The 23,349-nt window shown below is 61.3% G+C and carries 23 protein-coding genes, 4 tRNA genes and 1 pseudogene; 13 read left to right on the top strand and 15 right to left on the bottom strand.

Annotated elements, in window-relative coordinates; genetic code table 11:
* Nucleotides 1-117 precede the first annotated feature (117 nt).
* The 3 genes from AC4P1R_RS06575 to AC4P1R_RS06565 form a co-directional block, all read right to left on the bottom strand.
* Nucleotides 118-450 (bottom strand): hypothetical protein, encoded by a 333-nt coding sequence (locus AC4P1R_RS06575; protein ID WP_492177496.1) that lies wholly within the window; start codon nt 448-450, stop codon nt 118-120.
* Between the two features lie 29 nt (nt 451-479).
* Nucleotides 480-797: a pyridoxal-phosphate dependent enzyme gene (locus AC4P1R_RS06570; protein ID WP_492177495.1), complete on the bottom strand. Its 318-nt coding sequence runs from the start codon at nt 795-797 to the stop codon at nt 480-482.
* Nucleotides 798-899: 102 nt separating this feature from the next.
* On the bottom strand, nt 900-1,877 hold the full coding sequence (locus AC4P1R_RS06565; RefSeq protein WP_069457440.1) for a threonine dehydratase: 978 nt from the start codon (nt 1,875-1,877) through the stop codon (nt 900-902).
* A gap of 122 nt (nt 1,878-1,999) precedes the next feature.
* On the opposite strand from AC4P1R_RS06565, the gene AC4P1R_RS06560 reads away from it, so the two are divergent.
* Entirely contained in the window at nt 2,000-2,815 is an 816-nt protein-coding gene (locus AC4P1R_RS06560; RefSeq protein ID WP_492177494.1) for a helix-turn-helix domain-containing protein, read from the top strand.
* A gap of 229 nt (nt 2,816-3,044) precedes the next feature.
* A complete protein-coding gene (locus AC4P1R_RS06555; protein WP_492177493.1) occupies nt 3,045-4,304 on the top strand; it encodes an MFS transporter in 1,260 nt (419 codons plus the stop codon).
* Nucleotides 4,305-4,783: 479 nt separating this feature from the next.
* On the opposite strand, the pseudogene AC4P1R_RS06550 reads toward AC4P1R_RS06555, so the two are convergent.
* From AC4P1R_RS06550 to AC4P1R_RS06510, 9 genes and pseudogenes are all read right to left on the bottom strand, one after another.
* Nucleotides 4,784-5,794, bottom strand: a pseudogene (locus AC4P1R_RS06550) (IS30 family transposase).
* Between the two features lie 110 nt (nt 5,795-5,904).
* On the bottom strand, nt 5,905-6,906 hold the full coding sequence (locus AC4P1R_RS06545; protein WP_492177492.1) for an IS30 family transposase: 1,002 nt from the start codon (nt 6,904-6,906) through the stop codon (nt 5,905-5,907).
* A 167-nt stretch (nt 6,907-7,073) separates the two neighbouring features.
* Nucleotides 7,074-7,910: an MBL fold metallo-hydrolase gene (locus AC4P1R_RS06540; RefSeq protein WP_069456440.1), complete on the bottom strand. Its 837-nt coding sequence runs from the start codon at nt 7,908-7,910 to the stop codon at nt 7,074-7,076.
* Nucleotide 7,911: 1 nt separating this feature from the next.
* On the bottom strand, nt 7,912-8,691 hold the full coding sequence (locus tag AC4P1R_RS06535; protein ID WP_492177491.1) for a TatD family hydrolase: 780 nt from the start codon (nt 8,689-8,691) through the stop codon (nt 7,912-7,914).
* A 14-nt stretch (nt 8,692-8,705) separates the two neighbouring features.
* Nucleotides 8,706-10,256 (bottom strand): methionine--tRNA ligase, encoded by a 1,551-nt coding sequence (gene metG, locus AC4P1R_RS06530; protein ID WP_069456442.1) that lies wholly within the window; start codon nt 10,254-10,256, stop codon nt 8,706-8,708.
* Between the two features lie 212 nt (nt 10,257-10,468).
* On the bottom strand, nt 10,469-11,500 hold the full coding sequence (locus tag AC4P1R_RS06525) for a DNA polymerase III subunit delta' (protein ID WP_069456443.1): 1,032 nt from the start codon (nt 11,498-11,500) through the stop codon (nt 10,469-10,471).
* On the bottom strand, nt 11,497-12,177 hold the full coding sequence (gene tmk, locus AC4P1R_RS06520) for a dTMP kinase (RefSeq protein WP_492177490.1): 681 nt from the start codon (nt 12,175-12,177) through the stop codon (nt 11,497-11,499). Before tmk ends, AC4P1R_RS06525 begins: the two co-directional genes overlap by 4 nt.
* 80 nt (nt 12,178-12,257) lie before the next feature.
* Nucleotides 12,258-13,412 (bottom strand): D-alanyl-D-alanine carboxypeptidase family protein, encoded by a 1,155-nt coding sequence (locus AC4P1R_RS06515; protein WP_069456450.1) that lies wholly within the window; start codon nt 13,410-13,412, stop codon nt 12,258-12,260.
* Nucleotides 13,413-13,469: 57 nt separating this feature from the next.
* Nucleotides 13,470-14,510 carry a septal ring lytic transglycosylase RlpA family protein gene (locus AC4P1R_RS06510; RefSeq protein ID WP_069456444.1) on the bottom strand — a complete coding sequence of 347 codons (1,041 nt, stop codon included), beginning with the start codon at nt 14,508-14,510 and terminating at the stop codon, nt 13,470-13,472.
* A 288-nt stretch (nt 14,511-14,798) separates the two neighbouring features.
* Here AC4P1R_RS06510 and AC4P1R_RS06505 point away from each other — a divergent pair.
* The 4 genes from AC4P1R_RS06505 to lexA all read left to right on the top strand — a co-directional run bounded on the left by AC4P1R_RS06505 (nt 14,799) and on the right by lexA (nt 16,364).
* Nucleotides 14,799-14,886, top strand: a tRNA-Ser gene (locus AC4P1R_RS06505).
* A gap of 135 nt (nt 14,887-15,021) precedes the next feature.
* A tRNA-Ala gene (locus tag AC4P1R_RS06500) sits at nt 15,022-15,097 on the top strand.
* A gap of 212 nt (nt 15,098-15,309) precedes the next feature.
* Nucleotides 15,310-15,477 carry a hypothetical protein gene (locus tag AC4P1R_RS06495; protein ID WP_165614664.1) on the top strand — a complete coding sequence of 56 codons (168 nt, stop codon included), beginning with the start codon at nt 15,310-15,312 and terminating at the stop codon, nt 15,475-15,477.
* A 176-nt stretch (nt 15,478-15,653) separates the two neighbouring features.
* A complete protein-coding gene (gene lexA, locus AC4P1R_RS06490) occupies nt 15,654-16,364 on the top strand; it encodes a transcriptional repressor LexA (protein WP_069456445.1) in 711 nt (236 codons plus the stop codon).
* Nucleotides 16,365-17,022: 658 nt separating this feature from the next.
* Here the strand turns inward: lexA and AC4P1R_RS06485 are convergent.
* Nucleotides 17,023-17,096 (bottom strand) — tRNA-Cys (locus AC4P1R_RS06485).
* A gap of 179 nt (nt 17,097-17,275) precedes the next feature.
* Here AC4P1R_RS06485 and AC4P1R_RS06480 point away from each other — a divergent pair.
* Nucleotides 17,276-18,100: a YrbL family protein gene (locus AC4P1R_RS06480; protein ID WP_492177489.1), complete on the top strand. Its 825-nt coding sequence runs from the start codon at nt 17,276-17,278 to the stop codon at nt 18,098-18,100.
* A 15-nt stretch (nt 18,101-18,115) separates the two neighbouring features.
* On the opposite strand, the gene AC4P1R_RS06475 is transcribed toward AC4P1R_RS06480, so the two are convergent.
* Nucleotides 18,116-18,400, bottom strand: a complete 285-nt coding sequence (locus tag AC4P1R_RS06475) for a hypothetical protein (protein WP_069456446.1) — start codon at nt 18,398-18,400, stop codon at nt 18,116-18,118.
* Between the two features lie 139 nt (nt 18,401-18,539).
* On the opposite strand from AC4P1R_RS06475, the gene AC4P1R_RS06470 reads away from it, so the two are divergent.
* The 3 genes from AC4P1R_RS06470 (at nt 18,540) to AC4P1R_RS06460 (ending at nt 19,436) form a co-directional block, all read left to right on the top strand.
* Nucleotides 18,540-18,614 (top strand) — tRNA-Asn (locus AC4P1R_RS06470).
* Nucleotides 18,615-18,765: 151 nt separating this feature from the next.
* Entirely contained in the window at nt 18,766-19,104 is a 339-nt protein-coding gene (locus AC4P1R_RS06465; RefSeq protein WP_069456447.1) for an SMR family transporter, read from the top strand.
* A 2-nt stretch (nt 19,105-19,106) separates the two neighbouring features.
* Nucleotides 19,107-19,436, top strand: coding sequence for an SMR family transporter (locus tag AC4P1R_RS06460; RefSeq protein ID WP_151611955.1), 330 nt, complete (start codon nt 19,107-19,109; stop codon nt 19,434-19,436).
* Here AC4P1R_RS06460 and AC4P1R_RS06455 read toward each other — a convergent pair.
* On the bottom strand, nt 19,424-20,272 hold the full coding sequence (locus tag AC4P1R_RS06455) for an SDR family NAD(P)-dependent oxidoreductase (RefSeq protein WP_273360302.1): 849 nt from the start codon (nt 20,270-20,272) through the stop codon (nt 19,424-19,426). The two genes, AC4P1R_RS06460 and AC4P1R_RS06455, sit on opposite strands and share 13 nt — an antisense overlap.
* A gap of 314 nt (nt 20,273-20,586) precedes the next feature.
* Between AC4P1R_RS06455 and AC4P1R_RS06450 the strand changes: the two genes are divergently transcribed.
* From AC4P1R_RS06450 to sseA, 3 genes are all read left to right on the top strand, one after another.
* Nucleotides 20,587-21,627, top strand: a complete 1,041-nt coding sequence (locus AC4P1R_RS06450; RefSeq protein WP_151611210.1) for a cysteine synthase A — start codon at nt 20,587-20,589, stop codon at nt 21,625-21,627.
* 3 nt (nt 21,628-21,630) lie between these two features.
* Nucleotides 21,631-22,380: an alanyl-tRNA editing protein gene (locus tag AC4P1R_RS06445; RefSeq protein WP_151611209.1), complete on the top strand. Its 750-nt coding sequence runs from the start codon at nt 21,631-21,633 to the stop codon at nt 22,378-22,380.
* Nucleotides 22,381-22,483: 103 nt separating this feature from the next.
* On the top strand, nt 22,484-23,344 hold the full coding sequence (sseA, locus tag AC4P1R_RS06440; protein WP_069457059.1) for a 3-mercaptopyruvate sulfurtransferase: 861 nt from the start codon (nt 22,484-22,486) through the stop codon (nt 23,342-23,344).
* Nucleotides 23,345-23,349 lie beyond the last annotated feature (5 nt).

Genomic DNA, 23,349 nt, shown 5'->3' with positions numbered 1-23,349 from the left:
CGGATCGACACGATTTTGCGGGGCCTCTCGTCAAGAGGCTCGGTCGAAAAGACGAGCCCTGGCGCCGGAGTGAAATGCCAACGATAGACCGGGCGGCTTGCACCCCTTCTCGCAGGGTCAGTCGGCGAAATAGCGGGCCACGCCGACCAGCATCAGCAGATAGGCCCAATACTTCATCGGGATGAAGAAGAAATCGTGTTTGGCTTTGAGCACGAGCTCGCTGCCCGTTTCCTTGTCGATTACGGTGCGCGGCTTGTCGACGCGCTCCAGCGCCAGGTTCATAAGGGCTACGAGTGCGGCTCCCGACCACATACCGGCCATTTGGCCGATCGGGACAAATTCCGATGGGGGAGGGCCATCAAAAATGGCTTCGACGACGAATTGAGACCCGAGCAGTCCAAGAGCTGCCAGGACGATTACCAAAATACCATATCCACGCCAGATTATCATTCTGTCCTCAATAGATTTGACTGCTTGTCCTATGTGCGAAGGGGCTTCCACTGACTGCTATCGCCGGCGGCGGGCCACTGCCCGATTGCAGGATGGGCCCCGTCCTCGATGAAGGCACAGCCCTTTGTCTCGGCGAACCGACGCGCCTCGGCCTTGGCCGCGTCGAAATCGTCGCCGTGAAGAATGACTTCCGCTCCAACGCGCTGCATGGCGGCAATCTTCAGCGGGTTGGCATTCGTCGCCGCAGAAACGATCGCCTTGCGACCCCGTTTGGCGGCGGCATGTGCGAGCCCTTGGCCGAAGTTTCCGGCCGAGGCGGTGACGAGCGAGGGGCCGGCGGCGGGCATCGTTTGGAGGAGCCAGTCGGTCCCGCGCCCTGGAAGGCGCGGATTGGGCCGTCCTGAAGACGCTGAAGCGGGGCCTGGGCTTGCCGTAGAAGGGACGAAGCTTCACGTGACACTGGGCGTCTCCCCGGCCAAAACCTTCTGAAACACGTCGGCGTCCACATTCGCTCCGCTCAGGATGAGGCCGATTTTCCTGCCACGCATGGCCGCACCTTCCTTGAGCAGCGCGGCGAGCGGCGCCGCGCCCGCGCCCTCGGCGACATTGTGGGTGGCGCGGTAGAGGAGGCGCATCGCCTCCGCCACTTCGTCGTCGCTGACGGCGACGATGCGGGAGGCGCCTTTCGCATAGATCGCGAAGGCCTCTTCCACGGGGACGCGAACGGCCATGCCGTCCGCGAAGGTCAGCGCCGTTTCGGTCTGGATCGGCCGTCCGGCTTCAAATGACAGTTTCGCAGCCGGCGCGTGGGTTGAGACGACGCCGATCACCTCCGTCTTTAGGCCCAGCGTCTCGCGTGCGGCAATGACGCCGCAAATCCCCGAGCCGCAGCCGATCGGCACGTAGACCGCATCGAGATCGGGTGCCGCGGTAAAGAGTTCCAGCGCATAGGTCGCGACACCGAGGACGATCTCTTTATGGAAGGCCGGCACCAGGAAAGATCCGGCCTCGGCCGCAAGCCGCCGCGCTTCGCTTCGCGCCTCGTCAAAGTCCCGGCCGAACTCGATGACCTTGCCGCCCCAGGCGCGCATGGCGGCATTCTTTTCGACGGAATTGCCGTGCGGAACGATGATTTGCGCCTCAAGCCCGGCAGTCCGGGCGGCACGCGCTTGGCTCTGTCCGTGATTGCCGCGCGTTGCGGTGACAATGCCAGTGGTTTCTGGCCGGCTGCGGCGGAGCCAATCCATGAAGGTGATGCCACCGCGGACCTTGAACGCGCCGACGGGCGTGTGGTTCTCGTGCTTGATCCAGACCGTGGCGCCAGCCATCTCGCAGAGCTGTGGCCACACATATTGCGGGGTAGGCGGCATGTGCCGGTAGACGAGCGCGGCCGCCTCTTCGATGTCCTTCCGTGCGAACAGCTTCATCCCGTTGCTTCCATCGTTTACGGATGCCGGATGACTGACATGCCGAAAGTTTTGGCGCTTTCAGATTCCTGACGTAAAACGGCGGCCATTGGAAATTGATCCTGAGGAGCGGACGAGTAAGCATGAGCGGACCCACGGCATTGACGCCGGAGCCGGCAAGGCGCGTGACCGTCGGCCGCTGGTCGGCGGAGCTTTTGCCGCGCCGGCCCTATGAGGCGCGCTATACGGCGGAGCGCCCGGTCCTCGGCTTCGCCTTCGAGAGCCAGGAGGGCGTACATGCCTATGCCAGCGACAGGATCCGGCCTTTTCGCGCGCGGCCGAACGGGCTCGCCTATGTGCCGAAAGGCTGCGAAGTCTTCTCGTGTTCGGCCTCCGGCGGGGAATATCTCGTCCTCACCGGCTTCGATCTCGAGGAAGAAGGCGGCTTCGCTTTCAGCGACCGCATCGATTCCCTCGCTGTTGCGGCCGCGCATGAGTTGAGACGCCTCTTTCTCGCATCTCCCTTCGCCGAGCCGTTGCGCTACGAAGCGCAGATGATCGCTCTCGTCGATCGGCTTTGCCTGCAGATGGGATGTCGTGCCCCTTCGAGTGACACTCCGCAATGGATGACCGCACGGCGCCTGAGACGGATCGACGAAATCATCGAAGGTAATCTCGACGGAGAATTAACGGTACAAGCGCTCGCTGAAGGGCTCGGTCTTTCGGCGGGTTTCTTCTCACGGGCTTTCAAGCAGGCGACCGGTTGGTCGCCTCATGCCTATATCGTCGATCGCCGTGTCGCGCGTGCCCGTTCGCTGATCACCGCCGGCGCCGTAGATCTAAGCGCCGTTGCACTTGCAGTGGGCTTTTCCTCGCACGCGCATCTGAGCGCCACGTTTCACCGACAGCTGGGCATCAGCCCAAGCGCCTTGCGCAGGAGCTTCAGCCTTCGGGCGTAGGGTCCGCCGGCGGGCGATGCGCCGGCACTCCACGTAGAGGAGGGCGGGCAGATGCTCCTGGCGAAATTCCCGCGCGTCGAGCCGAATGGTCGGCTGACGAACTCGTGAAATGGCGGCCTTGCGCTGCCCACACTGGTCATTGTAACGGTCACAAACTCCCTATTCTGCGATTTGCTAGGTAGGCGAGATCGATTGAAATCGGGATTGTTGCAGTAGATCGGGGGCGACGATGGAGTACGAAGAACAGCGGCTGAAACATGTGCTGTTCCTCATAATTGGGTCGGGTCTTGTGACCATCGCGCGTGCAATGACTCTCTCGTTCCTCGCCATCAAATTGCAGCAGTCATTCGGGCTCGGTCCCGCCATGATCGGCGCACTGTTGGGGGCAGGTCCCTTGGTGGGAGCGATTGCTGCCCCCTTCGCAGGATCCTTGTCGGACCGAGTGGGGCGCAAAACTGTGCTGACGCTTACCCTCCTTTCTATGGCTTTCGCTCTGGTTGGGATGGGGTTAGCTGAAACGGTTCTTGCGTTCTGCCTCGCTCAGATCGTAGCTGCTGTCGCCGTCGCGATATATGAGCCGATTTCACGCGCCCTGATGAGCGACGTATGCCCTGAACACGCACGTCTGAAGTATTTCTCTTGGCGCTACACGGCGTCAAATGTCGGTTGGGCCGTTGGGCCGCTGATCGGAATCGCAGCAGGCGCTGCATCTACGACCCTTTTCCTCATTGCAGGCATCGTCTATGCGATGTTTGCGTTTGCCCTGCATCTCTCGCAGGTTCCCCTTCATCGAGGGGATGTTCACCAAGCCGCCGCGTCGGCGGTGCCGGTGTTTCAGAGCATCAAGGCGACGATCCGTGATCCGCGTCTGGCCTTCTTTGTCGCTGGCGGCATGTTGCTAATTGCCGTGTACGGTCAATGGTCGGCTACGCTTGCTCCCTATCTTTCGGACAATGTAGCTGGCGGCGTGGAGATTTTTGCATATCTCGTTTCGATCAACGGCGCAGTCGTTCTAATCGGCAATCCGTTCGCGCGGCGATTCATTGAACGTGCAGGCGCCCTAGATGCCCTCGTGATCGGCTGCGTTCTGTTCCTTCTGAGTGAGATCGGTTTTCTAACCTCCACGGCATTTTGGAGCTTGGCGATCTCGATGATTGTCTTCACGATCGGTGAGATTCTGGTCGTCCCATCCGAATACATGCTTGTTGACGGTATATCGAGCGACCGCAATAGGGGAAGCTATTTCGGGGCTCACTCATTCTCAACCGTCGGCAATTTCGTCGGCCCGACCCTGGGCGGCGTCATGCTTGGCGCTTTTGGAGGGCCTGGCATGTTCCTTCTTTTTGCGGGGTTTGCGGCCGCCAGCGCAATTCTATTTGCTGTCGGCACGAGAATGCCTCCCCCCAAGGCGACGACACAGCACGTTCGAACAGAGACGGCCGACACGACATCTGGCTTACAGCTTAGGGGCTGCTACACCTACGTGTAGCGGGTTGAGATCATCCGCGCTCGGGGGGAAATTAACTGAATAGCCGGATAGGTAACCAGAATCGGCACTTTCGGCCCAGAGCAGTCCGCGAATCCCGCGTACCGGTTAGGCTCTCCCTCCGAACACGAGCCGAGAGGCCAGTCCGGCAAATACGGCAGCAAGGAGATAATTGGGTAGTCGAGCAAATTTCGACGAGAGCTTCATACTGCTTTTCGCCCGGGCCATAATCAGGATCATCCCCGTTCACGACGAAGCCGACGCATTTTAGGATGATTGCGAGGACCAGCATTTGCAATCTGATGGAACCGTTTCTTGGCGTCGTGAATTGCGGAAATAGCGCGAGGACGAACAGTGCCATTTTGGATTGAGGAGGTTGGTCGCCAAAGAGGCGACGACTGTCGCATCTCTAACTGGCTCATATTTCGCATCTCTAAAATGCCGTGTAAGTTCATGCCGAACAGCGACTTGTGCGTGTGAAGCTAGCCGACACGCCGCATTTGCGCGAGCAGTTTCTTGCGGAAGACTTCCGCCGGCGTTCGGTAGCCTAAGCACTTCCGCGGAGTCGAGTTGAGCCGATCGCAGATGTCCTTCAGCTCGCCGTCGGTGATCGACAGGGGATCAATCTCTCTCGAAAGCCATTTGCGAACCCGGCCATTGGTGTTCTCGACCGTGCCTTTCTGCCAGGGCGACTGCGGGTCGCAGAACCAAGTCTGCGTTCCGATGCCAGCCTGCAGATAGGGCCATTCGCTGAACTCAGTGCCCCGGTCAAAGGTGATGGAGCGTCGAGCGGCTTGGGGCAGCGGTTGGAGCACCTCAATCAGCCCGTCCATGATCGGCTTCGATTGCCGGTCGTTGTTGCGCAGGAAGACCGCAAAGCGGCTGACCCGCTCGACCAGTGACGTCCCATTGGCCTTGCCGAACTTCTTGCGAAACTGAATGAGATCGCACTCCTAATGGCCGAACTGCTTGCGCTCGGCGACAGTATCTGGACGGTGAAGGATGTTAAGTTCCGGGCTGAAGCGGCGACCGTGACGCCGTCGGGCATGCCTCGGCCTGCGCCTCGCACGACGCTCCGGCAGGTGCCGCCAAAGCTTGATGGCCTGGCCGTCTGCGGAATAGGCGAACTTGTAGATCGTCTCGTAACTGACGCAGATCGGATGGCGCTCCAGCCGCATGCGGCCGGCGATCTGCTGTGGCGACCAGCCATGCATGATCCGCTCGATCACCGATTGGCGCACATGCGAGAACCGGGCGAGCTTGCGCAGCTTGGCTCTGCGCTCACGTGCCATCTCGTTGGCGGTGATGCAATAGTAGCCGCTCAGATCCGGCACCGTCGGATCCTCAAAAGCATTGCGCCTGAGCTCGCGGAAAATCGTCGAACGATGCCGTCCGAGCTTCTCGGCGATGACGGTGGCGCTGAGGCCGGCCGCTCGCCAGCGAGCGATCCTGCGACGTTCATCCATATCGATCTGGGAGTAGGTGCGTCTCATGAACCATTCCTTGCGCGTGATAACCCATTGGTATCTATCGCAAGTCGCACTTCATCCTTGAACTGGAGAATCTAATCCAAGTGCAACAATGCCGTGTGAAGGGTAGGGCATCAGCTACTTTCGCGCAAATGCGCCATGAAGACCTCCGCCGGTGTTCGATAACCGAGGCACTTCCTGGGCAGCGAGTTCATGTGATGGGCAAGGGCGACCAGCTGTTGCTGGCTGACGGCGGATAGGTCCGTATCGCTTGGCACAAAGCGGCGGATGCGCTTGTTGGTGTTCTCGACTGCGCCTTTCTGCCACGGTGAATTTGGATCGCAGAACCAGCTCCTGGCGCCGAGCCCATCTTCCAGAGCCTTGAAACCGCGAAACTCGGTACCGCGGTCGAAGGTGAAGCTCTGCCGGGCAAAGGCGGGCAGCGGTGAGAAGGCATCGACGATCTTGTCGATAAGCGGCCGAGAGTGGCGGCTGCCATTCTTGATCATCACCGTGTAGCGGCTCTTGCGCTCGACCAGCGAGGTGACATTGGCTTCACCGCGGTCGCGCCGGAAGATCAGGAGATCGCCCTCCCAGTGGCCGAACCGCGAGCGATCGGCAATGAAATCAGGGCGTTGGCTGATCCTGCAGTCCAACGGGATCGAGCCGTCGCGGGGTTTGCGGGAGCGGCGCGGGCGGCGCTTGCGGCGGCCTTCCGGCAGATGCTGATAGAGCTGCAGCGGATAATCTTCCTTGCCATAAATGAAGCGGTAGATCGTTTCCGTGCAGACACGCAGGGCGCTCACACCGTCGGCAAGCAGGCGGCCGGCGATCTGCTCCGGCGACCAAAGTGCCTTCAGCTGCTCAATGACCAGTTCGCGTAATTGCGGGTGGCGGCTGAGCTTGCGCAGCCGTCGCCGACGCTCCTTGGAGATGTCGTTGGCGATGCCGCCGTAGTAGCCGCTGTATTCCGGAAACTCGGCATCATGAAAGGTATTGCGCTTCAGTTCACGATAGATCGTCGATCGATGCCGACCGAGTTGGCGGGCGATGTCACCGACAGGAACCTTGCGTTCCACGAGCTGATGCAAACGTCGGCGGTCGGAAAGGGTGAGCTGCGAATAGCAGAGCGACATCCAAAAATCTCCAAGGCGAAGCCTTTGTTTTTATTGGCATGTCGCACTTGGAAATAGAATGTACCCCGCTACACAACATGATCGCATAAGATAGATTATGGAACTCACGGGCGCCGCTGTATGCGCTTTTAAATCAATGCCTTCAAGTCGAATGCTCGATTGCGACGTCACGCCTCTTCGGCACTTGGCATCGCCACCTCGAACTCCAGCCGCATCATGTCGTAGGCCGGCTCGACGTGATCCGGCGTCTCGTCGCAAACCGTCTCATAGTCCAGCGGCACGTGCATGTGCGTGAGCACGGCGCGTTTCGGCTGAAGCCGGTTTATCCAGCCGAGCGATTGCACGAGCGACAGATGGCTCGGGTGGAACTTGTACTGCAGCGTGTCGATCACCAGGAGATCCAGTCCCAGGAGCTTCTCGACCGTCTCCGCCGGAAAATCACTGACGTCGCTGCAATAGGCAAAATCGCCGATGCGGAAGCCGAGCGAGTGAATATTGCCGTGAAACTGCATCAGCGGCTGGAATGCGACCGGACCGCCAGCACCGTGAACGGTCACGGGCGGCAAATCGTCCTCGATGACACGCGCTTCGACGATCGGCGGATAGCCGCTGCCTGGCGGCGACTCCAGGCAATAGCGAAAGCCATCGCGGATCCGGGACATCGTCAAGGCGTCCGCCCAGATCGGTATGCGCTTCCGGTTCTCGATGACGAAGCCGCGCAGGTCATCGATTCCGTGCAAGTGATCCGCGTGAGCGTGCGTGTAGAGCACCGCATCGATGTGGCGGACATCGGCTGCAATCATCTGGGTGCGGAAATCGGGCCCGGTGTCGATGACGACGGTGGTCTTGCCGCCGTCGGGAGCAAACTGCTCCACCAGTAGTGCTGCCCGCAAGCGCCGGTTGCGCGGGTTCGACGGATCGCAAGCGCCCCAGTCCCCGGTGATCCGCGGCACGCCCGGCGATGAGCCGCAACCTAGAATGGTGAACGCCCGCCGGAACGCCATGTCACAGCCTCGGCATCTTCGAGAAGATCCGGAGCGCGTTTTCGGTGGTGATGTCCTCGATCTCAGCCCGACTGACGCCGATCGTCTCGGCCAGAACGTCTGCAGTATGCGCGACATGGGCCGGCTCGTTGCGCTTGCCGCGGAACGGTTTCGGCGCCAGATAGGGCGCATCCGTCTCCACGATCATCCGGTTGCGCGGAAGGGTCTTGGCGATGTCCCTCAGTTCCTGCGATTTCGGGAAGGTCAGAATGCCCGAAAAGGAAACGTAGCCGCCAAGTTCGATACCGATACGCGCCAGTTCCGGACCGGATGAAAAACAATGGAGGAGGAAGGGGAAAGCGCCCTTCCCCGTTTCTTCCGTCAGGATTGCCGCCATGTCATCGTCTGCCGAACGGCTGTGGATGACGAGCGGCAGCCCGGTTTCGCGCGCTGCCTCGATGTGCCGCCGCAGGCCCTCGGCCTGCGCCTCGCGCGGAGCATTGTCGTAGAAATAATCGAGCCCTGCCTCGCCGATCGCCACCACCTTCGGATGTTGCGAAAGGCGAACGAGATCGTCGGCCATGATATCGAGCTCTTCGTCGGCATTGTGCGGATGGGTGCCCACGGAACAGAAGACGTTCGGATATTTTTCGGCAATCGCAAGGATCGTCTCGAAGCGCTTCACGCGCGTCGAGATCGTCACCATCTGGGTAACGCCGGCCTCGCGGGCGCGTTCGATGATCGCATCGCGTTCCGTTTCGAAGTCGGGAAAATCCAGATGGCAATGCGTGTCGATCAGCATTGATACGCTCTCGCTTACACTTCCGGCGCTACATAGCGCGGAAAGACGGGCTTCGGCGCCTCCAGCGGCGTTCCGGACACGAGCCGACCGGCCTCGCCGAGGCTGGTGAAATCCCGCTTTTCCGCTGGAACGGCGACGAGATCGAGCAGCTTGCCCGCCGATCCCGGCATGAAGGGCTGCAACAAAATGGCAATCTGCCGCACGACCTCCGCCGTCACATAGAGCACCGTCGCCATGCGCTCCGGATCGGTTTTCTTGAGCGCCCAGGGCTCCTGGCCGGCAAAATAGCGGTCGGTTTCGGAGACGACGGCGATGATGGCGGCGAGCGCTCGGTGGATCAGCTGCTTGCCCATCTCCTCGCGCGTCGTCTCGAGAAGCGCATCGGCCGCCGCAAGCATGGCTTTGTCTTCCTCTGTCAGCGGCCCGCAGGCCGGTATCCGGCCATCGCAGTTCTTTACGATCATCGAGAGCGAACGGCTGGCGAGATTGCCGATGCCGTTGGCAAGGTCGGAGTTAATCCGCGTCGCGATCCCCTCTTCGCTGTAGCTGCCGTCCTGGCCGAACGACACCTCGCGCAGGAAGAAGTAGCGGATCTGATCAAGGCCGAAATGCTCGACCAGGTTGAACGGATCGACGACATTGCCGAGCGACTTCGACATCTTCTCGCCCTTATTGAGCAGGAAGCCGTGCGCAAAGACCCGCTTCGGCAGCGGCAGACCGGCGGACATCAGGAAGGCCGGCCAGTAGACCGCGTGGAAACGGATGATGTCCTTGCCGATGACGTGAATGTTCGCCGGCCAGAATTTCGCCCGCGGGCCTTGCGGATCGGTGAGGTATCCAGTGGCGGTCAGATAGTTGGTCAGCGCATCCACCCAGACATACATGACATGGGCCGGATCGCTCGGCACTTTGATGCCCCAGTCGAAGGTTGTGCGCGAGACCGAAAGGTCCTTGAGACCCGACTTGACGAAGGAGACGACCTCGTTGCGCCGCTCCGCCGGGCCGATGAAATCCGGATTGTCGTCGTAGTGCTTCAGGAGCTTTTCCTGATAGGCGGAGAGGCGGAAAAAGTAGCTCTCCTCCTCCACCCACTCGACCGGTGTTCCCTGGGGACCGTAGCGAATCCCGTCGGCGCGCAACTCCGTTTCATTCTCCTGGTAATAGGCCTCGTCGCGAACCGAGTACCAGCCGGCATAGGAATCCTTATAGATGTCGCCGGCCTCGCTCATCCGGGTCCAGATCGCCTGCGACGCCTCGTGATGCCGCTTTTCGGTCGTGCGGATGAAGTCGTCGTTCGACGCGTTGAGAAGACGCGCCATGTTCTGGAACTCGGCCGAGTTGCGATCGGCCAGTTCCTGCGGCGAAACGTCTTCCTTCTTTGCCGTCTGCTGCATCTTCTGGCCGTGTTCGTCCGTGCCAGTCAGGAAGAACACCTCGCGCCCGTCGAGCCGCTGAAACCGGGCAAGCGCATCCGTCGCGATCAATTCGTAGGCGTGGCCGATATGCGGCTTGCCGTTCGGATAGGAAATCGCGGTGGTGATGTAGAAGGGGGACGTATCTCTCATTGTCGGCTTCGATATCTCGGATCTGGAGTTAGCGCTGCTATTAGCGCATCGCCTTTAGGTAGGGAACCGCCGCGGCGAGAAAAAGCGGACGCCACGGAAGGCCAGCGGACGACCGGGAGCGGAATTGACATGGCCACGTCATGTTCTTCGCTCACCGGTATGAAATCGATCCCGCCACCGCGATCGAGCGGAAGTGGAAGTTCGCCCCTGCGCTATACGCGGTCCTTCAGATCGTCCAGAAGCGACAGGACTGTCTGCTTGCGGTCGAGATTATAGCCTTCGCTGATCGCGAGGCGCTCGGCGAAGCTGCTGGAAAGATGTGCGAAGCGTTCCGCTCGCCCGATGTCGCCGGCCAAAGCCGCCTCACGTGCCAGTTGCATGACACGGCTTTGAAGGAGCGAGGCGAAGAAATCGAAGATCGTTTCGCTGTCTTTTGCCGAGAGAATGTCGGCGAGCTTGTGCATTTGCTTGCGCACCGCAGGTCCCTGCCCTGCGATCACGTCGTCGAAGGCAGCGGCGATCTCGAGGCCGCCATAGTTGATCAGCTTCAGCGCCTCGGCAACGCTGCCGCCCGCCGCTGCAAGGATCTGATCGGCATTGCCCCCACCCATGTCGAACCCGAGGTGCGCGAGTGCTTGGCGCATGGCCCCCGCATCGAGCGGCTTCAGCCGCAGCGGCAGGCAACGGGAGCGGATCGTCGGCAGGAGTTTCCCCGGCGCGTGCGTCAAGACAAGAAACAGCGATCGGCGCGGCGGCTCCTCCAGTATCTTCAGGATGGCATTGGCCGCGTTGCGGTTGAGGTCGTCGGCCGGGTCGATGATGACGATCCGCCAGTTTCCCGTCCCCGACGTCTGGCCGAAGAACTTTCCGGCGCGGCGCACTTCGTCAACCGTGATCGCACCCTTGACCCTCCCGCTCTTCTCATCGACCGGACGCGTCAGATGCAGGAGGTTGTGGGAGGCGCCGGAGGCAAGCTGACGGCTGACGATCGAACCGGGATCCGGGTCGCCGAGCCGGTCGGGCGCCTCCGTCGGCTCCGGATGGCAAAGCACGTGTTTGGCGAAGCGAAAGGCGAGCGTCGCCTTGCCGATGCCCTCCGGCCCTTCGATGAGGACCGCGTGATGCCCCTTGCCGGACTTGTAGCTCTGCGCGAGGAAGACTTCGGCCTCACCATGGCCGAAGAGCCTGCTGTTTTCGGCCGGCGCGATCGCCCCGTCCAGCACCCCTGGGCGTTCTGCTGTCATGTGGCCACTTCCGCCGCGGATGCGCGCGCCGCGTCCTCGCTCGGCAGCAGCGCCGCCACAAGGTCCAGCACGTCTGCAGCGATCACCTCCGGCGGGCGCGTCGCGTCCACGACCCGGCAGCGCTCCGGATCGGTCTCGGCAATATCGAGAAAGGCTTCGCGCCGCTTCTCATGCGTTTCCAACTGCTCCTTTTCGAAGCGGTCCGGCCCTTGATCGGCGGCGCGGCGACGCGCGCGCTCGAGGCCTACAATGGCCGGGAGGTCGAAGATGATCGTGAGATCGGGAACGACGCCATTGACGGCGACGCGCTGCAGTGTCTCGATGAAGCTCGCCTCGAGATTGCCGGTAATCCCCTGATAGACGCGCGAGGAATCCATGAACCGGTCGCAAAGGACGATCGTCCTCCTTCCGAGCGCCGGCCGGATCACCTGCTCGACATGGTCGCTACGCGCGGCGGCGAAGAGGATCGCCTCCATACGCACGCCAAAGGACTCCGCCGCCCCCGAAAGAAGCACGTGGCGAACCGCCTCTGCACCGGCGGACCCGCCGGGTTCCCGCGTCGTCAGCACGGCATAACCCCGCGCGCTGAGCGAATCGGCAAGCAGGCGCATCTGGGTCGACTTGCCCGCCCCTTCTCCGCCTTCGAACGTTACGAACAAACCCTTTGTCAGCGACACATGCTCTTCCAGATCGGCGTATTCCTGCCCTCTGTTTAGCCGATTGGTCTGCCGGAAGAAACCGTCACGGCGTGCAATTGTCACAGCCAGAAAAAGAGAAGTTCCTGCAAGGCGTCAAGCGCACGGCTCGTCAGCGTGCCCGGCTCGACGGCATCGGCTGTGCGGACTGGAACTTCCTTGACGAGCTCTTCTCCGTTCCAGAGCTTGACGACGCCGACCTCCTGTCCTGCGGCCACCGGCGCGCTGAGAGGCCACCGGTAGACGATGCGGGCGGTCAGCCGCTCCGGATTGTTGACCGGCAGCAACACGTCCACGGGTCCGCCGGCGACAAGCGCGACGTGGGATGCCGCCCCGCCATAGACGCTCGCTTCACCGATCGTTTCGCCACCGGCAAAAATCCGCCGCTTCTCGAAGTTCGTCATTGCCCATTCGAGGACGCGGCGGCTCTCCTCGGTCCTCTCCTTATCGCTCTCAAGACCGCCCATTGCGAGATAGACACGGCGCTCGCCGCGCTGCATCGAAGCGGCGACCGAGAAGCCGAAGCCTTCCGCAAATCCCGTCGCCAGCCCGTCGACGCCGACATTGGCGGCGATCAGCGGATTCTTGTTGCGCTGGAAGATCTTGTTCCACTCGAAATCCGGCTGGGAATAGAGGCGGTAATAATGCGGATGCGCCTCGTGCAAATGCCGCGAAAGCGTGACGAGTTCGCGCATGGTCATCTTGTTTCCGGGGTCCGGCAGTCCGGTCGCGTTCTTGAATGTCGCGACCGGCATGCCGAGTTCGCGAGCCCGCTCCGTCATCCGTTCGGCAAAGGCCGTCTCGCTGCCCGCCATTCCCTCGGCCAGAACAAGGCAGGCGTCGTTCGCCAGCTGTACAATCGCACCTTGCATGAGATCCGCGACCGCGACCTTCGACTTGATCGCGGCAAACATGGTCGCGGTGCCGGATGGCGCTCCGCCCGTGCGCCAGGCGTGTTCCGAAACTTCGAAGGTCGCGTGCGGCGTCAGTTCCCCCTTGTCGAGGGCCTCGAAGACCAGTTCCATCGTCATGAGCTTTGCAAGCGACGCCGGTGGCACGGGCTCGTTCTCGCCGCGCGCAAAGAGCACGCTCCCGGTCTCCGCATCGACGAGATAGATCTGTTTCGCCTTGGTGTCGAAGGCAGGCGCCTGTGCCTCCGCATCACCTGCGACGACCGCTGCAAGGACACCCACGATCGCCAGCCACACAATGCGCATGAGAAACTCCGGTTTCTTCACGGGCATAGCAGCGCCGCCAGACCTATTCAACCGGCGTCAATCGGCCAGAACGCCCCGGTTCTGCCGCTTTGCGTAGGCCCGAATGGAGTCGGACGTCAGCGGGTCCGGATCGGCCATGATCAGTTCGAATGGCGAAGCCCTGTCACTGACCCGGACTTCGACATAGGCGGCGGCATAGGCCATGTTGCCATCCGGCAACGGGATCCATTCCGGGCGCTCGGAGGGAACCGGCCCGATCTCCGGCAGCATCATGAACTCGGCAAGCGCGGCCGATGCCGGCGACGCTGCAGGCGGCGCCGTGAGCGCATTCAACGACCTCGTTGCGCCAAGCGTCGATTTCGCCGGAATCGTCAGAGTCCCAAGGTCCTGTGCCTGATCGCGCAGCGGTTCGTTCGAAGCCACCATGACCCCCGTCGCGATCTGCCCTTCCGGCGCGATGCGAGGGCCGCGATCGCCCTTGGTAACGTAAGACGCCATAAGATAAGGCATGTCGTTGCCCTCGAGCGGGGCTCGGCCGACATATTGCACGCGTACCTGGGCACTTCCCTTGCGCTTGATATCGAGCAGGTCGGCGGTCTTCGAGGAGACATCGATGATCCGGCCGAATTCATAGGGCCCGCGATCGTTCACACGCACAATGACGGAGCTGCCGTTCTCGAGATTGGTCACGCGAGCATAGCTCGGCAAAGGGAACGTGGGATGCGCCGCGGAGAGGTGATACTTGTCGTAGACCTCGCCATTCGCCGTCAGCCGACCATGAAAGGCCGAGCCGTACCAGGAGGCCATGCCGGTCTTGTTGTAGCCCGGCTCCTCCTTCGGCTGATACCACTTGCCCTTGACCTGATAGGCATTGCCGACCTGGAATCGCCCGCCGCCCTTCGGAATGTTGCGCCCGTTGGCCACTCGCGGACTTGCTTTGACCCCGTAGACCGATTCGGCGAAATATTCCTTGCTTCTCGACTTGCTCTTCTTGACGCTGGACGTCGAACCGCAGGCCGCTAGTGCTGCGCAAAGCAGTGGAATTGCAGCGAGGCGCAATCCCCTCGCAAGGCATGCCGCTTTTCTACGAGATATCATCTGTCCCCAAGGTCATTCGCAAAATTCGTGCCCGAACGATCCGCATTTCACCCCCGCGGATCTTTCGACGTCCCGGAAAGGGACAATCGTGTAATGATGACAACAACAAGGCAAAAATACGAATTTCAAGGCGAGATCGCGCCGGGTTTTTCTCGTTATGGTTTACAAAACGTAAACACCAGACCGACGGAGATGCGCAGTACCAAGCGGCAGAGGCCGAAGAAATTCGTGCGGGCGGCGAGCTTAAATCTTGCAACGAACCGCACTTCGCGCAATAACGCGCTGCCCGGATGGGTGGCCGAGCGGTTTAAGGCACCGGTCTTGAAAACCGGCGACGGGCAACCGTCCGTGGGTTCGAATCCCACCCCATCCGCCAGCGTGAACTTTGTCCGACCCGGCACCTGCTCCCATTCGGACTCGACTGTCTGCCGACGTCTCGAGCACGTTCGGCCAATTCAGCCGAGCGGGCTGGCGCGCGCCGTGGAATTCTTCTATATAGTCCAGGCCTGCCGGGGTCGTAGCTCAGTTGGGAGAGCGCCGCAATCGCACTGCGGAGGTCGAGGGTTCGACTCCCTTCGACTCCACCATTCTTCTCTTTGTCCAGCCCGGAGCCGTGATGCCCGATCTGCCCGGCGGCGGCGGCAGGTTTCTTCGCCGAGGCGCATTGCGCCAAGTCGTTTACCGGGAACACAAAATGCTGGTTTCGGCCACCAAGGTTTCCTTGCCATCGCTGGCGAATTGAGGGACAGTTGGGGTCTGCATCTTTTCGTGTCGGCAACTCCCGCGAGTGGAGAAAATCATGTCCTCTAAAACTCTGATGGCGGTTGCAGCATTGGCGCTCCTGTCACTTTGGGGATGCGCCACCACCGGCGCTACGGGCAACACGACCTACGCGCAGTGGTACGGCCCCTACCCTGAGCCTGACTTCGACGTTCTCAGTCCCGGGGGTCTGCGCCTCGCCTATTGATCGGGCGCCACATCAACGCTCCATCGCCCGACAGCCCAATGGCTTGTCGGCCCCGGCAAAGCGACGCCGCCCAATTCAGCATGGCAATATTCACGGAATGTTAGGCACTTGCGGAACACAAATGGAACGGATAGTGTCTGTTCTTGATTTGTTTCGCGATTCTGGAGTGACGCGCCATGCTGACCCGCAAGCAACAGGAATTGCTTCTCTTCATTCATGAACGAATGAAAGAGTCGGGAGTCCCGCCGTCCTTCGATGAAATGAAAGACGCGCTCGATCTTGCGTCGAAGTCGGGCATCCACCGGTTGATCACTGCGCTCGAGGAGCGGGGCTTCATTCGCCGGCTTCCCAATCGGGCACGCGCACTTGAAGTCATCAAGCTGCCGGAAGCCTATACGACACCGGCGCAGCCAAGGCGCGGCTTTTCGCCGAGCGTCATCGAGGGCAGCCTGGGCAAGCCATCTGCCGCGCCCAGGGTCGAGGCGCCACCCGCAGAGACGTCCTCGATTGCGGTTCCCGTGATGGGGCGCATCGCCGCCGGCGTCCCAATTTCTGCGATCCAGAACAATACGCACGAGGTTTCCGTTCCGCTCGACATGATCGGCAACGGTGAACATTACGCACTGGAAATCAAGGGCGATTCGATGATCGAGGCCGGCATCCTCGATGGCGACACCGTGATCATCCGCAACGCGAGCACGGCCAGTCCGGGCGATATCGTCGTGGCACTGATCGATGACGAAGAAGCGACCCTGAAGCGATTCCGCCGGAAGGGTGCGTCGATTGCGCTCGAAGCGGCGAACCCGGCCTATGAGACCCGGATATTCGGACCGGACCGGGTGAAAATCCAGGGCAAACTGGTCGGGCTGATACGGCGGTATCACTAGCCCATCGCCCCGGTGATCGGAGCCGTTTCGTTTGGCCGATGCATGGGTATTAGCGCACAGTGCGTGATCGAGTGGGCAACAGTTATCGTCCGAAGCCTTGGGCGGTAGACGTTCCGCTGGACGTTGCGGCCGACCAGCGCCGAGTACTTTCGTCTGGCTGCCTCCCCGCATCCCCGCATGGGCGTAGAGCCGTCCGCAGGTGGACGGTCGGCGCCACGGGTATTCTCCCCGGTTATCGTATCGGTTTCGGGCCCAGCTCAATCTCCCTCGGGTTCGGCTTTCATGTGGGAGACGGCATGGCTTGGCCGGTCGGATCTGCGGTCCTGGGTTTGCCCATGGACTCTCCTCCTTGTTGCGATCTCGACGCGATCCATGGGTCCGATGAAAGTTCCTCCAAAGCGCTGCCTATGGAGTCTTGCTGGATCGGATTGCGTGCACACCGTTCTCGCGGCCACGCTCGCGGTATCGCTTGACCATGCGGCGGGCGATTCCGCCTGACCAACGCGCTCCGACGATCAGGCGGTGGTGAAGCGGCGGCCCGGTCAGGCCGGAATCGACATTCTGCAGGCAAGCGGCCGTTGCCGCAGCGGCTGAAGATCACTTGCCAAGAAATTTGCCGGCGCACATCGGTGCCACCAGCCGGATCATCAGGGGAATTTGGAGGCCTCGCCCGGAATTGAACCGGGGTACAAGGATTTGCAGTCCTCTGCGTCACCACTCCGCCACGAGGCCTCATCGACAAGAAATATCAAGTCGTGGCGAGCGTTTAGAATCATTCGAGATGAACCGCAAGAGGCAATTTCCGAAAAACGCACCCCTCGTCTCGGCCCATCGTAAAAGGAGGTTGGACACTGGAATGCCCAGCCTCCCAGTTCGATCGCAATAAACTCACCCATAAGGTAGGATTTTCCTTGATTTTCCTCAACCGGCCCTGTTTTGTCACAAAACTTTCACACTTAATGGGCGAGGACATGTTCGACGGCAAGATCTCCCTTTCCGACTGGCACCAATGTGCAGGCGGGCACCAGCGGTGTGTTTTCGAGCATGACCTCTACCCGAATATTCTGGTCAAGGTTCTCAGAATCAGGGGCAACAGCGGCGAGCGCCAATCGACGCGGATGCTGCGCTTCATCGATCGCTTCAAGCGGTTCGGTGCCTACCGGACATTTCGACGCGAAGTCGACGAGTTTATCGAACAGGCCCGAAAGTTCACCCTGTCCGACACAGCCGATCTCCCCATCCCCGGAGTGCTGGGCTTCGTTCAGACCGAACACGGCCTCGGTCTCGTGGTCGAGAAGATCACTATGGCAAACGGACAGTTGGCCCCAACCTTGCGCGACCTGGCGCTGGCGGGGCGGTTGACGGCCAGGCACCTGGCGATGATTGACGAACTTTTCGAGCGCTGTCGCCGGCTTCACATCGTGCTGATGGATTGCAATGCCGGCAACTTCGTAGTGACGGACCGTCGCTGTTTTGAGGAACTGATGTGCATCGACGGGACCGGTGAAAAAAGCCCGTTGCGCATTTTCGCTCTCAGCCGCAGGGCCAACGGCTTCAGACTGCGGCAAATGCGTGAGAAGCTGTTTCTCAAACTCGCCAGAACCTTGAACGATCCGGCGGCGCTGCCCAACGAGGGGCACGTCCACACGGTCCTAGAGCCGTATCTACGGCCGAAGCGCAGACTTCACGCGGTCGAGGGCGTTCCGGACGCACTCAACGTTTCACGGGCCAGCTAGCCCGAGATCGCAATTCTACTTCCCCGACGTTTTCTCGGTGTTGCCGCGCCAGCGGGCCCACCACACGGCGAGTCGTCGGCGTGCGCGACGCACAACCGGTATGTCGTGCGACAGCACCAGCAGCCCGAGCGGTATCATCCAGAAGCCGAGGACCGGCAGGAAGCCGAGAACACCGCCAGCAATGAGCAGAAGCCCAATTGTCACCCTGAGGGCCGGCGAGTCGGGCAGGCCGACGCGCCATGTACCGAGAATGATTTCCCGCGTTTTCGGATCGATACCGAAATGCTTCTTCTTCGCCATTGCTTCCTTCCTGCGACTTTCCCAGAATTGGTGCTTTCTCCACAGCCGAGCAAGCGGCGCTTTCAATTTTTTTTGAAAAATCGCTTGGCAAATCGAAAAAGCATTTGTATTAGCAGCCTCACTTCTGCGGCGCAGATGATCCCTGGTAGCTCAGCGGTAGAGCACTCGACTGTTAATCGATAGGTCGCCGGTTCGAATCCGGCCCGGGGAGCCAGTTTCGAAGAGCCATTCGCGGCGAAGGCCGGAGTGGCTCTTTTCGTTTGCTAGCGCATCGGCCGAAAATCGATGCGCAGATCCAATGATTTACAGCGTCCTCTGTGTGCCCTGAAAAACGCACGGCGCCGCAGGTCCATCAGAGGTTCCGGATGCGCTTCGCGTGGTTTTTCCTGATTCTCGCCATTGGCACCGAAATCGCCGGCCTCACCGCCATGAAGGCCGCCGGGGGCGCCTATGTCGGCCATGCGGTCATGTATGGCTCGATCGCGCTCTCCTACGTGTTTCTTGCTATGGCGGTGAAGACGATTCCCGTCGGGGTCGCCTACGCGATCTGGGAAGGCTCGGGCGTCGCGCTGATCACGCTCGTCTCGGTCATGGTCTTCGATCACGTGCTGACCGGTCGCGAGATGCTCGGCCTCTCCATGGCCGTGTCCGGTATCCTTCTCGTCAATGCCGGCAAGGTGCAGGACGAGGAAAGCGCGGCATGAGCATGCCAGTCTTTTCCTTCTCCTCCTTCGCCTTCGCCGTGCTGGCCGGCCTTTTCGACGTGGCTGCCAACCTCGCCTCCTCGAGATCGAACGGCTTTAGTCACCGCGGCTGGGGTGTGCTTTCGATTGCCCTCGTGCTCGCCGCCTTTGCGCTGCTCGCGGAGGCCGTCAAAGGCATGGAATTGGCGATCGCCTATGCCGTGCTGGGCGCTACCGGCATATTTGGAACGGCGATCTCGGGCCGCCTTCTCTTTGGCCAGAGATTGAAGCCGATCGGGTGGATCGGTCTCTGCCTGATCTTCGGTGCGGTGCTGGTGCTTCACACCGCCTGACGCGGCCGTCCCTTTGAACGGGACTCCTTGTGCTTGGGCGCCGTGTTGCGCGGTGCCCGCCACGGCATCAGCCAGCGGAGAACCGGAAAATAGACCCCATAGGGCAGAAACTTGAGCAGCTTGACGAGATAGGTGAAGCGTTTCGGGAAGGTGATCTCGAAGCGTCCGGACTTCAGCCCTTGCGAAATCCGCGCCGCCGCCGTCTCGGCGCTGACGAGTGCGGGTCGCGGGAAATCGCCCTTTACGGCGCCGCGTGTATCGACGAATCCCGGACAGATCACTTGCAGGCGTATGCCGATTTGGTCGAGATCGAATTTAAGGCTCTCGGCCATGTTGATGAGAGCTGCCTTGGTCGCACCGTAGGCGGCGTTCATGGGCAGGCCGCCATAGCCCGCAACGGAGGAGACGATGGCGATCTGCCCCTGCCCCTTCGCTTTCATATGTTCGACGAGCGGCACAAGGCAATTGACAACGCCCTGGAGGTTGACGGCGAAACTCCTGTCGAAGGCATCGTGATGCAGATCGTCACCATGCACGGGGATTGCGACGCCCGCATTGAGGATCGCGAGCGCCACCTGTCCATGCTCGTATTCGATCGCCGTGATCACCCGCTCCATGTCATGGGGGTGGGTCACGTCCCCGTCGAGGACGATCATTTTCCCCGGCCCTGTCGCTTCGTGCTGCAGAGCGACCAACTTGTCGTGGCTGCGCGCCGTGACGACGACGCAATAGCCTTCCTCGACGAGTTGCAGGGCCACGGCGCGCCCGATTCCCGAACTCGCGCCGGTTATCCATGCCAGACCGTGCTCTGGGCGGGCGGTAAAAGCAGTCGTCATCTCCTCCTCGCATCCGTTGGGACTTTGCCTCTCCCCGCAAAGCCCGACGTTTCATCCAAGGCCGACCGCTGCGACGGCAATGCCGCCTGCACCTCCGCTTCCCGCCCATCATTTGACCGCGGAGACGATTTTTGCCCGGGACAAGAAAGCTTCGAAACGCTATTTCTTGTTTATTCAACAGGCTAGGCGGAAAAGACGCCAACATTTCGGCGACCGATATTCCCGCACGAAATGTTTATCGGCTTGCCGTCAATCCTGGTTAGTGCTTGGCTTGAGGCTCGGCATACGTTCCGTTCAGCGCGAGGTTTCTTAAAATGCGTGTTCTTCCGTCCGTGCTTGAAGCAATCGGCAATACGCCGTTGATCCGGCTCAAGGCCGTCTCCGAAGCCACCGGCTGCAACATCCTCGGCAAGGCGGAATTTCTCAATCCTGGACAGTCGGTGAAGGACCGGGCAGCCCTCTGGATCATCCGCGCCGCCGAGAGAGCCGGCACGCTCCGGCCGGGCGGCGTGATCGTCGAAGGCACGGCCGGCAATACGGGCATCGGCCTTGCCGTCGTGGGAAGCGCCTTGGGCTATCGCACGGTCATCGTCATCCCGGAGACCCAGAGCGAGGAAAAGAAGGATGCGCTTCGCCTGATGGGCGCCGAACTGGTGGAGGTCCCGGCGGTGCCTTACAAGAACCCCAACAACTATGTGAAGATTTCCGGGCGGCTGGCGGAGGAACTCGCCAGCACCGAGCCAAACGGCGCCATCTGGGCGAACCAGTTCGACAACGTCGCCAACCGGCAGGCGCATGTCGACACGACCGCGCCGGAGATCTGGCGGGACACCGATGGCAAGATCGACGGCTTCATCTGCGCCGTCGGCTCCGGCGGCACGCTCGCCGGGGTGGCCGAGGGGCTGCGCGCCCGAAATCCCGACGTCAAGATCGGCATTGCCGATCCGGAAGGCGCCGCCCTTTACAACTATTATGCGCATGGCGAGCTGAAGGCGAGCGGCAGCTCGATTACCGAAGGCATTGGCCAGGGCCGAATCACCGCCAATCTCGAGGGATTCACACCGGACTTCGCCTACCAGATCCCCGATACGGAAGCCGTGCCCTACGTCTTCGACCTGATCGAGGAGGAAGGCATCTGCGTCGGCGGTTCCACCGGGATCAACATTGCCGGCGCCGTGCGGCTGGCGCGGGAACTCGGGCCCGGGCATACGATCGTGACGATCCTGTGCGACTATGGCAACCGCTATCAATCGAAGCTCTTCAACCCCGACTTTCTCAACTCGAAGGGCCTGCCGGTGCCCGGCTGGCTTGCGCGGACCTCGAGCATCACTGTTCCCTACGAACCAGTCGAGTGATCGATGACCAGAAGCGTGACCGCCCTTTTCCGTAATGATTTCTATCTGTCGACCTGCGAGGCGCAGGTCACGGGGCTCCTGGAGGATGGCGGGATCGAACTGGACCAGACCTGCTTCTACGCCGCCTCCGGCGGCCAGCCGGGCGACACGGGCTTTCTCGAGCGCGAGGACGGAAGTCGCATCGTCATCGCCGACACGCGGCATGGCGCCACCAAGGACGTCATCGTGCATCTGCCCAACCTCGGGCAGCCGCAGCCGGCCGTCGGCGAAAAGCTCGTCCTGCACATCGACTGGCCGCGTCGCTATCGGCTGATGCGCATGCACACGGCCTGCCACCTGCTTTCCGTCGTCTGCCCCTATCCGATCACCGGCGCCGCCGTCGGCGTGGAGGAAAGCCGCGTCGATTTCGACATGAGCGAAACGATAGACAAGGAACAGGTGACAGCGGCCCTGATGAAGCTCGTCGACGAAAACCACCCGGTCTACGTGCAATGGATCACGGACGAGGAACTCGCCGCCAATCCCGGCATCGTCAAATCGAAGAATGTCCGCCCTCCCGTCGGGCTCGGGCGCGTGAGCCTTGTCTGCATCGGCGAGAACTCTGCTATCGACAGTCAGCCCTGCGGCGGCACCCATGTCTCCGAGACCCAGGAGGTCGGCGCGATCCATATCGCAAAGATCGAAAAGAAGGGTAAGGAGAACCGGCGGTTTCGCATACGATTCGGAACGCCGGACGATCGCGCTGCCGTCTAAAGGGCGTTCGTTCGACGCGCTTTAGATCGTTGATTTTTGTGCATGTCGTTGCCTCTGCTGCGCGCGCCGCGGGCGACAGGCATCAGATTCGTGGAGTGACGAGATGAATGACAAGAACAACAGGAGCGTCTTCGTTGTCTCCGCCGACTGGCTGGAGCAACGCCTCGGCGATCCCGGGACCAAGATCGTCGATGCCGCCTGGTACCTGCCGGCGCAGAACCGAGACCCCAAGGCGGAATATAAGGCGGCTCATATCCCCGGTGCGGTATTCTTCGATCAGGATGCGATCGCGGACCAGACGAGCGGACTGCCCCACACGCTGCCCTCGGCTGAAGCCTTCGCCGAGGCCGTCGGCGCCATGGGTATTGGCGAAGAGGACACGATCGTCGTCTATGACGGCCCCGGCATCTTCACGGCGCCGAGGGTCTGGTGGATGTTCCGGATCATGGGCGCGAAGCACGTCTACGTCCTCGACGGCGGCATGGATGGCTGGAGGGCGGATGGCCGTCCGACCACGGCCGAGGTTCCAAACCCCGCACGACGCAGGTTCCACACGGCCGTGAACGAGCAGGCCGTCACCTCCTTCGAGCGCATGAGGGACATCGTCGAAAACCGTCTGGCGCAGATTGCCGATGCCCGCAGCGCCGGCCGCTTCACAGGCGAGGAGCCGGAGCCGCGCGCGGGGATGCGGTCGGGCCATATGCCCGGCGCCAGGAGCCTGCCCTCCGGCGTTTTCTCCGAGAGCGGCAAGCTCAAGAACCTCGAATCGCTGCGCACGATATTTGCGGATGCCGGGATCGACCTGGCGAAGCCGGTCGTCACTACCTGCGGATCCGGCGTTACCGCCGCGATCATCACACTTGCGCTCCAATCATTGGGACATACGGACAATACGCTCTATGATGGCTCCTGGTCGGAGTGGGGCGCTCGTCCCGATACGCCCGTCGCAATCGGTAGAGAGTGAAAACC

The organism is Sinorhizobium sp. Y406 (assembly GCF_058732025.1).
The sequence above is the reverse complement of the archived record's forward strand: the minus strand, read 5'-3'. Positions and strand labels throughout refer to the sequence as shown.

Coding starts and splice junctions, on each gene's coding strand:
- AC4P1R_RS06570 (WP_492177495.1), bottom strand. CDS start 797: ATGCCCGCCGCCGGCCCCTCGCTCGTCACCGCCTCGGCCGGAAACTTC.
- AC4P1R_RS06445 (WP_151611209.1), top strand. CDS start 21,631: ATGACCAGAAGCGTGACCGCCCTTTTCCGTAATGATTTCTATCTGTCG.
- lexA (WP_069456445.1), top strand. CDS start 15,654: ATGCTGACCCGCAAGCAACAGGAATTGCTTCTCTTCATTCATGAACGA.
- AC4P1R_RS06535 (WP_492177491.1), bottom strand. CDS start 8,691: ATGCTGATCGACACGCATTGCCATCTGGATTTTCCCGACTTCGAAACG.
- AC4P1R_RS06495 (WP_165614664.1), top strand. CDS start 15,310: ATGTCCTCTAAAACTCTGATGGCGGTTGCAGCATTGGCGCTCCTGTCA.
- AC4P1R_RS06475 (WP_069456446.1), bottom strand. CDS start 18,400: ATGGCGAAGAAGAAGCATTTCGGTATCGATCCGAAAACGCGGGAAATC.
- AC4P1R_RS06525 (WP_069456443.1), bottom strand. CDS start 11,500: ATGACAGCAGAACGCCCAGGGGTGCTGGACGGGGCGATCGCGCCGGCC.
- AC4P1R_RS06565 (WP_069457440.1), bottom strand. CDS start 1,877: ATGAAGCTGTTCGCACGGAAGGACATCGAAGAGGCGGCCGCGCTCGTC.
- AC4P1R_RS06545 (WP_492177492.1), bottom strand. CDS start 6,906: ATGTCGCTCTGCTATTCGCAGCTCACCCTTTCCGACCGCCGACGTTTG.
- AC4P1R_RS06555 (WP_492177493.1), top strand. CDS start 3,045: ATGGAGTACGAAGAACAGCGGCTGAAACATGTGCTGTTCCTCATAATT.
- AC4P1R_RS06540 (WP_069456440.1), bottom strand. CDS start 7,910: ATGGCGTTCCGGCGGGCGTTCACCATTCTAGGTTGCGGCTCATCGCCG.
- sseA (WP_069457059.1), top strand. CDS start 22,484: ATGAATGACAAGAACAACAGGAGCGTCTTCGTTGTCTCCGCCGACTGG.
- AC4P1R_RS06465 (WP_069456447.1), top strand. CDS start 18,766: ATGCGCTTCGCGTGGTTTTTCCTGATTCTCGCCATTGGCACCGAAATC.
- AC4P1R_RS06460 (WP_151611955.1), top strand. CDS start 19,107: ATGCCAGTCTTTTCCTTCTCCTCCTTCGCCTTCGCCGTGCTGGCCGGC.
- AC4P1R_RS06510 (WP_069456444.1), bottom strand. CDS start 14,510: ATGATATCTCGTAGAAAAGCGGCATGCCTTGCGAGGGGATTGCGCCTC.
- AC4P1R_RS06455 (WP_273360302.1), bottom strand. CDS start 20,272: ATGACGACTGCTTTTACCGCCCGCCCAGAGCACGGTCTGGCATGGATA.
- AC4P1R_RS06450 (WP_151611210.1), top strand. CDS start 20,587: ATGCGTGTTCTTCCGTCCGTGCTTGAAGCAATCGGCAATACGCCGTTG.
- AC4P1R_RS06515 (WP_069456450.1), bottom strand. CDS start 13,412: ATGCGCATTGTGTGGCTGGCGATCGTGGGTGTCCTTGCAGCGGTCGTC.
- AC4P1R_RS06560 (WP_492177494.1), top strand. CDS start 2,000: ATGAGCGGACCCACGGCATTGACGCCGGAGCCGGCAAGGCGCGTGACC.
- AC4P1R_RS06575 (WP_492177496.1), bottom strand. CDS start 450: ATGATAATCTGGCGTGGATATGGTATTTTGGTAATCGTCCTGGCAGCT.
- metG (WP_069456442.1), bottom strand. CDS start 10,256: ATGAGAGATACGTCCCCCTTCTACATCACCACCGCGATTTCCTATCCG.